The organism is Bradyrhizobium sp. AS23.2 (genome assembly GCF_001908185.1).
Classification (GTDB): domain Bacteria; phylum Pseudomonadota; class Alphaproteobacteria; order Rhizobiales; family Xanthobacteraceae; genus Bradyrhizobium.
Window position 1 is genome coordinate 1 of record NZ_LGHM01000288.1, and the last position, 9,093, is coordinate 9,093.

A 9,093-nucleotide genomic window follows, 5' to 3' on the forward strand; every position below is an offset into this window, starting at 1 on the left:
CTGGCCGCAGGCCACCGCTGAAGGCGGGGCGCATGCAGCCTTGACGGCCGAGCACGATGCTGCATCCTTACAGTCGGTCGACCCTCTTGACAGACAACACGGTAGATCTGCGCTCCGCTTGTCCGGGACGACAATGGAGTTTGTGGTTGCCCCCCTCACACAATCCTTGACGCCTTGTTCCCCCAATACCGGTCCCGCAGCAGCCGCTTGTACAGCTTCCCCGTCGGCAGCCGCGGCAGCTCCTTCTCGAAATCGACCGAGCGCGGCACCTTTTGCCGCGACAGCGACTGGCCGCAGAAGGCGATCAGCTCTTCGGCGAGCGCGCGTCCCGGCACGACGCCCGGCATCGGCTGCACCACCGCCTTCACCTCTTCGCCGAGATCGGGATTGGGCACGCCGAATACCGCGGCATCGGCAACCTTCGGATGGGTGATGAGCAAGTTCTCGCATTCCTGCGGATAGATGTTCACCCCGCCCGAGATGATCATGAAGGTGGCGCGGTCGGTGAGGTACAGGAAACGATCGGCGTCGACATAGCCGACGTCGCCGACCGTGCTCATGCTGCCGTCGGCCGAGCGCGCCTCCTTGGTCTTCTCGGGATCATTGAAATATTCGAACGGCGATGCCGTCTTGAACCAGACCTGGCCCGGCGTGCCGGTCGGGCACTCCTGCATGTTCTCGTCGAGAATATGGAGATCGCCGAGCAGAACTTTGCCGACGGTGCCGCGATGGGCGAGCCATTCCTCGCTGTTGCAGGCGGTGAAGCCGAGGCCTTCGGTCGCGCCGTAATATTCGTGGATGATCGGTCCCCACCATTTGATGATGTCGTCCTTGACCAGCGCGGGGCAGGGCGCGGCGGCATGGATCGCGACCTCGAGCGAAGACAAGTCGTAGCGCGTGCGCACCTCCTCCGGCAGCTTCAGCATGCGCGAGAACATCGTCGGCACCAGCTGGGTGTGTGTGATGCCCCATCTTTCGACGAGCTGGAGGTAACGCTCGGGATCGAACGTCTCCATGATAATCACGGTGCCGCCCATGCGGATCGTGAGGTTCACAGCGGCCTGCGGCGCGGAGTGATAGAGCGGCGCCGGCGACAGATAGACCATGCCCTCGCGGTAGCGCCAAAGTTTTGTCAGGAAATCGAACAGCGGCAGATTGTGTTTCGGCGGCTCTTCCGGCAGCGGCCGCAGGATGCCTTTCGGCCGTCCTGTCGTGCCGGACGAATAGAGCATGGCGGTGCCGAGCCATTCATCAGGGATCGGCGTCTTCGGCAGATCTGCGGTCACCTCGGCAAGGCCGACGATGCGCTCGCTCTCGCCGGGGCCGTCGGCAACGATGCAGAGCCTGACGTCGGGACAGGCCTTGATCGCCTCGCGCGCGATGTCGAGCTTGGCCATCGACGTGATCAGGATCTTCGACTGGCTGTTGACGAGGAGATAGGCCAGCTCGCCTGATGTCAGGAAGGAGTTGATGCAGGTGTAGTAGAGACCCGACCGTTCGCCCGCGCCGCAAGCTTCGAGATAGCGCGAATTGTTCTCCATGAAGATCGAGTAGTGATCGAGCCGCCTCAAGCCGTGCTTGCGGAACAGGTGCGCCAGGCGATTGCTGCGCGCATCGAGCTCGCGATAGGTGACGGTCTCACCGGTCGCGGCCATGATGAAGGCGGGCTGGAGCGGGCGCAGGCGGGCATGGTGACCTGTGTACATCAGTCCTCCGGTTCTAGATTATGCGGCGAGAAGCAGGATTTCGCGAATGTCGGCGGGGCTGCCGATCTTGCGCGGGTTGCGCGGGATCCAGTTCGTGCGCATCGCCTGTTCGGCGATGGCGTCGAAATGTTCCGGCGAGACGCGCATATCCGAGAGGCTGCGCGGCATACCGAGCGAGCGAATGAAGGCATCGAGCACGTCGGCGGCGTTCTGTCCGGGGAAACCCATCGCGGCCGCAACGGTCATCTGGCGCTCGGCATTGTCGCGTGCATTCCAGCGCATCACCGCGGGCAGCATGATGCAGGAGGTGTAGCCGTGCGGCACGTCGAAGGCCGCGCCCAGCACGTAGCCGATGCCGTGGCTCGCACCCATCGGCACGCCGGCCGAAAGCGCGCCCATCGACAGCCAGGTGCCGATCTGCGCGTCCATCCGGGCGTCGAGATCGGCGGGATTGGCCTTCACCCGCGGCAGCGCGTCAGCGAGCATGGCCAAGCCCTTCACCGACTGTGCGTCGGCGTAGGGGTGTGTCTCGCGCGAGCAGATTGCCTCGACGCAATGGTCGACGGCGCGGATGCCGGTGGAGAGGAACAGCCATTCCGGCGTGTGCACGGTGATGGCGGGATCGAGAATGGTCGCGCGCGGCACGATGAGCGGATGCCGCAACATCTGCTTCACATGCGTGCTGCGGTCGGTCACGCCCGCGATCGAGCTGAATTCGCCGCCGGCGATCGTGGTCGGCACACTGATCTGCCGCACGTGAGGGGCGGTCATCTCGGGCGCGACGCCCTTATGCACACGGATGCGCTCGATTCCCTCGATATCGTCGATGCCGTTGGCAAGGCAGAGCTGCACCGCCTTGGCGCCATCGGTGATCGAGCCGCCGCCCACGGTGACGATCAGATCGGCGCCTGCCTCGCGCGCCGTGTTGGTCGCCGCGATCACTGCCTCGCGCGGCGTGTGCGCCGGCATGGCGTCGAAAAGGCCCGCGCAGCGGGCGCCGAGCGCCTCCTTGATCTTCGCGATTTCGTCGGTCTGCCGGTTCAGCGTGCCTGATACCATCAGGAAAGCGCGGCGCGTGCCCAGCCGGTCCATCTGCGCAACGATGGCGCCGGCCGCAGGATGGCCGAACACAACCTCCTCGATCGCGCCGAAAACGACACGTCCCTGGTGCACGCCTGTCCTCCCCGGACAATTCGTCTTTTTTTTGTGATGGCAGTCTAGCCGAGCGGATGCCTCTCGTCATGCGTGAAGATGCTGGCGCTCTTCTCCCTCTCCCCGCCTGCGGGGAGAGGGTTGGGGTGAGGGGGGCTCTCCGCCGGGGGAGGTGATAGCTGGACTCGCGGAAACTCCCCTCACCCGGATCGCATCTTGCGATGCGATCCGGCCTCTCCCCGCAGGCGGGAGAGGCGAAGGGAAGGTCGGCTCAATTCATGGGCCGGGCGAATAAGTCCAGGCGCATCCCACTCACCAACCGCCGCGTGTGCGCGGCCGTCTCTCTCCCTGTCAACCCGCCATCCGGCCAGGGTGTCCGTCCGGGCATGGCGTATGCCGCGGTCTTGAAGAGTTCATCATGGCCACCCATCTTGTGCCGCCCGCGGGTAGAAGCGTACCCTGCTTCTTCCGCGGCTTTCATGCGAGGACCTGGGATGACTGGACCGGACGGAAGCGAGCGATTTGTCCAAAAGCACGATTTCGTTCTGCCTCGACTTTGCGCAATCGCCGCGCTCATCGTCGCCGGCGTCGCCCTCGCAGGTTGCGACAAGTCGGCTTCGCAGGCTGCCGCTCCGCCGCCCGCGCCTGTGACTGTTGCCCAGCCGGTCAAGCGCACCGTCACCGATTGGGACGAATTCACCGGCCGCTTCGAGGCGGTCGAGGAGGTGCAGGTGCGCCCGCGCGTCGGCGGCTTCGTCAACTCGGTGGAATTCCAGGACGGCGCCATCGTGCATCAGGGCGATCTGCTCTACGTCATCGACCCGCGCCCGTTCGAAGCAGTCGCGTTACAGGCCGACGGCCAGTTGTCCGATGCGCGCGCCAAGGTGGAGCTTGCCAAGCGCGAGCTCGACCGCGGCCTGAACCTGGTCCAGACCAGCGCGGTGTCCGAGCAGGTCGTTGACCAGCGCCGCCAGGCATTGCAGGCTGCGCACGCCGCCGAGACCCAGGCCGAAGGTGCGCTGAAGGCTGCGAAACTCAACATCGAGTTCACGCATGTGGCCGCGCCGATCACCGGCCGTGTCAGTCGCCATCTCGTCAGTCCCGGCAATCTCGTGCAGGGCAGCGATAACGGCTCTTCGACGCTGCTGACCTCGATCGTGACGCTCGATCCGATCTACGTCTATTTCGACATGGATGAGACGACCTTCATCAAATACAGCAAGCTGTGGTTCGAAGGCCGCCGCCCGAGCTCGCGCGATACCGCGAACCCGGTGCAGGTCACGCTCGCTGGCGAGACCAAGCCGTCGCATGACGGCGCCATCAACTTCCTCGACAATCGCCTCGATGTCTCGACCGGCACGCTGCGCAGCCGCGCCGTGGTCAAGAACACCGATCTCTCGATCCTGCCCGGACAGTTCGGCCGCGTCCGGCTGATCGGCAGCGCGCCGTATGAGGCGCTGCTGATCCCGGACGCTGCTGTTGCGACCGACCAGTCCCGCAAGATCGTGTTCGTGGTCAAGCCGGACGACACGGTGGAAGCGCGCGCGGTGGTGCTTGGGCCGCTCGATGACGGCCTGCGTGTGATCCGCGAAGGGCTGAAAGCGGAGGATCGCGTCATCGTCAACGGCATCCAGCGCGCCCGCGTCGGCGCCAAGGTTGCCCCGCACATGGCGCAAGCGCCGGCGGGTGGCAAGTCATGAATCTCGGTCGCCTCTCCATCAACCAGCCCATCCTGGCGATGGTGCTGTCGATCGTGCTCCTGATCGTCGGCGCAATCGCCTACACGACGCTGCCGGTCTCCGAATATCCGCAAGTGGTGCCGCCGACCGTCGTCGTCACCACGCAATATCCCGGCGCCTCCGCGCAGACCGTGTCCGACACGGTCGCAGCTCCCATCGAGCAGGAGATCAACGGCGTCGAGGACATGCTGTATCTCTACAGCCAGGCGACGTCGAACGGACAGCTCACCATCACCGTCACGTTCAAGCTCGGCACCGATCTCGACAAGGCTCAGGTGCTGGTGCAGAACCGCGTCGCAATCGCGCAGCCGCGCCTGCCGGCGGAAGTCCAGCAAAACGGCGTCACCACGCGCAAGAACTCGCCCGACATCCTCATGGTCGTGTTCATGCTGTCGCCCGACGATTCGTTCGACCAGCTCTATATCTCCAACTACGCGCTGCTCCAGGTCCGCGACCAGCTGCTGCGCCTCGACGGCGTCGGCGACATCCAGATTTTCGGCGCGCGCGATTATTCGATGCGGCTGTGGCTCGATCCCGACCGCATCGCCAATCTTGGCCTGACCTCCACCGAGGTGCTCGCCGCGATCCGCGCGCAGAACATCCAGATCGCCGGTGGCCAGATCGCCGAGCCGCCGATCACCGACCGCGCCTTCCAGCCCAACCTCACCTTCACGGGACGTCTGAAAGACTTGAAGCAGTTCGAGGACATCCTGATCAAGGCAGGCTCCGAGGGCCGCACGGTACGTCTGCGCGACGTCGCCCGCATCGAGCTCGGTGCACTCTCCTACACCACCAACAGCTTCCTCTTGCGCAAGTCGGCCGTCGGCATGCTGGTGACCCAGCGGCCGGGATCGAACGCGCTCGCGACCGCCAAGGGCATCTCCGATACGATGACGAAGCTCAAGGAGAGTTTTCCAAAGGGCCTCGACTACAATATCGGCTACAACCCGACCGAGTTCATCGCGCAGTCGGTCCACGAGCTGATCAAGACCATCTACGAGGCGATGCTGCTCGTGGTCGTCGTGGTGCTGGTGTTCCTGCAGGGATGGCGGCCCGCGATCATTCCGATCATCGCGATTCCGGTCTCGCTGGTCGGCACCTTCGCGGTGATGGCGGCGCTCGGTTTCTCCATCAACAATCTCACGCTGTTCGGGCTCGTGCTCGCCGTCGGCATCGTAGTCGACGATGCCATCGTCGTGGTCGAGAATGTCGAGCGCCATCTCGAGCACGGCATGAGCCGGCGCGACGCTGCGCTGAAGACGATGGAGGAGGTCGGCGGCGCACTGGTCTCGATCGCGCTGGTGCTCTGCGCGGTGTTTGTCCCGACCGCATTCCTGGGAGGGATTTCCGGGCAGTTCTTCCAGCAATTCGCCGTCACGATCGCGGTCGCGACCGCCATCTCGTGCTTCTGCTCGCTGACGCTGTCACCGGCGCTGGCCTCGCAGATCCTGGTGCCGCACGAGGAGAAGCGGCCACCGGCGCGCTGGAATGTCATCGCGCGCGGCTGGGATGCCTTCACGGGCGTCTTCAACCGCGTGTTCGACCGGCTGGCGCATGGCTATGCCGGCGCCGCCAATTTCGTGATCCGGCATTCGGTCGTGATGTTGCTGATCTACGTCATGCTGATCGGCAGCGCCGGCTGGCTGATCGCGACGACGCCGCAGGGCTTCATCCCGGCGCAGGATCGCGGCTACGTCATCGTCTCCGTACAATTACCCGGCGCGGCATCGCTGGCGCGCACCACCGAGATCGTGCGTGAGATCGAGCGGATCGCGCTGGATACCCCGGGTATCATTCGCGTTGCCGCTTTCGCCGGCTTCTCCGGTGCGACGCGCACGCAGGCCGGCAATGCAGCCGCGCTGTTCCCGGTCTTCGAGGAGCCCGAAGTGCGCCTGAAGAAGGGACTGTCGGCGAACGTCATCACCGCCGAGCTGCGCAAACGTCTCTTGGCAATCCAGGGTGCGTTCATTATCGTCATTCCGCCGCCGGCCGTGCCCGGCATCGGCACCGGCGGCGGCTTCACGATCCGCATCCAGGACCGGCAGGGCCGCGGCCCGGAAATGCTGGCGGCTGCGACCGACGAGCTGGTCGCTGCCGCGCGCAAGGCGCCGACGCTGACCTCGGTGTTCTCGCCATTCACGGCCAACACGCCGCAGCTTTTCGTCGACATCGACCGCACCAAGGCGCAGAAGCTCGGCGTGCCCATCGCCAGCATCAACGAGACGATCCAGACTTACTTCGGATCGACCTATGTCAACGACTTCAACCTCTTTGGCCGTACCTACCACGTCACGGCGCAGGCTGATTTCCCGTACCGGAAAGAGCCCAGCGACCTTGCGCGGCTGCGCACGCGCAATGCCTCCGGCGACATGGTGATGCTCGGCAGCGTGGTCGATTTCAAGGATGTCTCGGGCCCCGACCGCGTCGCGCGCTACAATCTCTATGCCGCGTCCGAATTCCAGGGCGAGCCGGCGCCGGGCACCAGCTCGACCACCGCGCTCAACACCATCAAGAAGCTTGCCGACGACACCCTGCCGAGCGGCTTTACCTTCGAATGGACGGATCTGTCCTATCAGCAGGTCACCGGCGGCAATGCAGGCCTCTACGTGTTCCCGATCTGCGTGCTGTTCGTCTATCTCGTGCTCGCCGCGCAATATGGCAGCTGGACCTTGCCGTTCGCGGTGATCCTGATCGTGCCGATGTGCCTGTTAGCTGCCACGATCGGTGTGCGCATCATGGGGCAGGACGTCAATATCCTGACGCAAATCGGCTTCGTCGTGCTGGTGGGACTGGCGGCAAAGAACGCGATCCTGATCGTCGAGTTCGCGCGCGATATCGAGAACGAAGGCAAGCCGCGGCTGGAGGCCGTGATCGATGCCTGCCGCCTGCGCCTGCGGCCGATCCTGATGACGTCTTTCGCCTTCATCCTCGGCGTGCTGCCGCTGGTGATCTCGACCGGCTCCGGCTCGGAGATGCGCCAGGCGGTCGGTGTCGCCGTGTTCTTCGGCATGATCGGCGTCACCCTGTTCGGTCTCCTGTTCACGCCGATCTTCTATGTCGTGGTGCGGAACCTCGCCGAGGGTCGGCGCGACAAGAAGCCGGAGGCGGTGGCCCCTTAATTGTAGCTGATGGCCACCGCCGTATCCAAATCCTCGCTGTCGTCCCCGCGAACGCGGGGACCCATAGCCACAGGGAGGAGTTTTGGCGCGAAGCTGGCAACCGCGAGTCTTCGCAAAACCGCTCCCTGTGGTTATGGGTCCCGGATCTGCGCTGCGCTTGTCCGGGACGACAGCCATTTGTGGCATCGCCTTCATACTAACGACCAACATGCAACGGATGGGCAGGGCCGGGGTTCTTCACTAGTATCCGCGCGATTTCAAAACAGAACACTGCTAGGAGTTAACAAATGAAATCAGCACTTTTGGCCGCTGTCGCAACCTCTGCCCTGTTGCTGGCGGCGCCGGCCTCCGCCCAAGGCGTCAAGATCGGCGTCCTCAACGACCAGTCCGGCGTCTATGCCGACTACGGCGGGAAATATTCGGTTGAAGCCGCCAAGATGGCGATCGAGGACTTTGGCGGCGAAGTGCTTGGCCAGAAGGTCGAGATGGTCACCGCCGATCACCAGAACAAGCCGGATCTCGCCACCTCCATCGCGCGCCGCTGGTATGACGCCGACAATGTCGACATGATCACCGAGCTGACGACGTCGTCGGTGGCGCTCGCCGTGCAGGAGCTGTCGAAGGAAAAGAAGAAGATCGACATCGTTGTCGGCGCGGCCACCTCGAGCATCACCGGCAATGCCTGCTCTCCCTACGGCTTCCACTGGGCCTTCGATACCCACGCGCTCGGCGTCGGCACCGGCGGTGCGCTGACCAAGGCTGGTGGCGACACCTGGTTCTTCCTCACCGCCGACTACGCCTTCGGCTACGCGCTGGAGAAGGACACCAGCGAGATCGTCACCGCCAGTGGCGGCAAGGTGTTGGGCTCGGTCCGCGTTCCTCTGAACTCGTCGGACTTCTCCTCCTTCCTCCTGCAGGCGCAGAGCTCGAAGGCGAAGATCGTCGGCCTTGCCAATGCCGGCCAGGACACCGCCAACTCGATCAAGCAGGCCGCTGAATTCGGCATCGTCTCCGGTGGCCAGAAGCTCGCCAGCCTGCTGATGACGCTGGCCGAGGTGCATGGTCTGGGCCTGCAGGCGGCGCAGGGCCTGGTCCTGACCGAAGGCTTCTACTGGGACCACGACGACGCCACGCGCGCATTCTCCGAGCGCTTCTTCAAGCGCACCGGCCGGATGCCGAGCATGATCCATGCCGGCACCTATTCGGCGACGCTCAGCTATCTGAAGGCGGTGAAGGCCGCCGGCACCAAGGATACCGAAGCGGTTGCCAAGAAGCTGAAGGAGCTGCCGGTCGATGACGCCTTCGCCAAGGGCAAGGTGCTCGAGAACGGCCGCATGGTCCACGACATGTATCTGTTCGAGGTCAAGAAGCCCTCGG

5 protein-coding genes are annotated in these 9,093 nt (G+C 64.4%); 3 read left to right on the top strand and 2 right to left on the bottom strand.

The window, feature by feature from the left end; genetic code table 11:
• Positions 1-155 precede the first annotated feature (155 nt).
• Both AC630_RS41290 and AC630_RS41295 read right to left on the bottom strand, forming a co-directional pair.
• A complete protein-coding gene (locus AC630_RS41290; protein WP_074124138.1) occupies positions 156-1,706 on the bottom strand; it encodes an AMP-binding protein in 1,551 nt (516 codons plus the stop codon).
• A gap of 18 nt (positions 1,707-1,724) precedes the next feature.
• Positions 1,725-2,879 carry an iron-containing alcohol dehydrogenase gene (locus AC630_RS41295; protein ID WP_074124139.1) on the bottom strand — a complete coding sequence of 385 codons (1,155 nt, stop codon included), beginning with the start codon at positions 2,877-2,879 and terminating at the stop codon, positions 1,725-1,727.
• A 473-nt stretch (positions 2,880-3,352) separates the two neighbouring features.
• Between AC630_RS41295 and AC630_RS41305 the strand changes: the two genes are divergently transcribed.
• From AC630_RS41305 to AC630_RS41315, 3 genes are all read left to right on the top strand, one after another.
• Positions 3,353-4,558 (top strand): efflux RND transporter periplasmic adaptor subunit, encoded by a 1,206-nt coding sequence (locus AC630_RS41305; protein ID WP_074124142.1) that lies wholly within the window; start codon positions 3,353-3,355, stop codon positions 4,556-4,558.
• Positions 4,555-7,716 (top strand): efflux RND transporter permease subunit, encoded by a 3,162-nt coding sequence (locus AC630_RS41310; RefSeq protein ID WP_074124144.1) that lies wholly within the window; start codon positions 4,555-4,557, stop codon positions 7,714-7,716. The genes AC630_RS41305 and AC630_RS41310 overlap by 4 nt, the downstream gene beginning before the upstream one ends.
• Before the next feature lie 287 nt (positions 7,717-8,003).
• Positions 8,004-9,093: ABC transporter substrate-binding protein (locus tag AC630_RS41315; RefSeq protein WP_074124145.1), on the top strand; the 1,090-nt coding region annotated here is incomplete at its 3' end.

Bases quoted from the DNA above. Each gene is read 5' to 3' on its own strand.
- AC630_RS41305 (WP_074124142.1), top strand. From the start codon at position 3,353: ATGACTGGACCGGACGGAAGCGAGCGATTTGTCCAAAAGCACGATTTC.
- AC630_RS41290 (WP_074124138.1), bottom strand. From the start codon at position 1,706: ATGTACACAGGTCACCATGCCCGCCTGCGCCCGCTCCAGCCCGCCTTC.
- AC630_RS41310 (WP_074124144.1), top strand. From the start codon at position 4,555: ATGAATCTCGGTCGCCTCTCCATCAACCAGCCCATCCTGGCGATGGTG.